The 519-nt window shown below is 69.4% G+C and carries 1 pseudogene; it reads left to right on the top strand.

The window, feature by feature from the left end:
• Nucleotides 1–519: pseudogene (locus BST12_RS29280) on the top strand (AAA family ATPase); the annotation flags it as partial.

Here is a 519-nt window from a genome sequence, read left to right as displayed (position 1 = left end):
GGTGGGTCCCGACAGCGATACCAGCGAGATTTTTGTCGGCCATCCGCTGTACGCCGACCGCGCACGCGCCGTATTGACGGCCGAGCACGCGCATGCATTGCGCGTGTCGCTGGTCGCGCAGCTGGCCAAGCACCCATCCGACCATGTCAGCGATCAGTTACGGCTGTCCTCACTGGCCATCGACGTCCCCGCCAGTGCTACCCCGGCCGCGGTCACGGATGCGGCGACCGCAGCCGGGCAGGCCCTGCGGCTCGGCGACGTCCGGCTTGCCGAACGGTTGGCGCGGGCAGCGCTGGATAGGTCGGACGCCCTGGCGGCACGCCTGCCCTTGGCTTACGCACTCGGTTGGCAGGGTCGCGGTCGCGAAGCTGACGCGGTGCTGGCGGCGGTGAATCCCGCCGAATTGACCGAGACCGAGCTGATGGCCTGGGCGATACCCCGGGCGGCGAATCGGTTCTGGATGCTCAACGAGCCCGAGCGCGCCACGGCGTTTCTGCAGACGACCCGCAGCCGAGTGAC

It is taken from the genome of Mycobacterium angelicum, assembly GCF_002086155.1.
Lineage (GTDB): Bacteria > Actinomycetota > Actinomycetes > Mycobacteriales > Mycobacteriaceae > Mycobacterium > Mycobacterium angelicum.
Note: the sequence above shows the minus strand (reverse complement) of the source record. Positions and strands in the feature narration are given on the sequence as shown.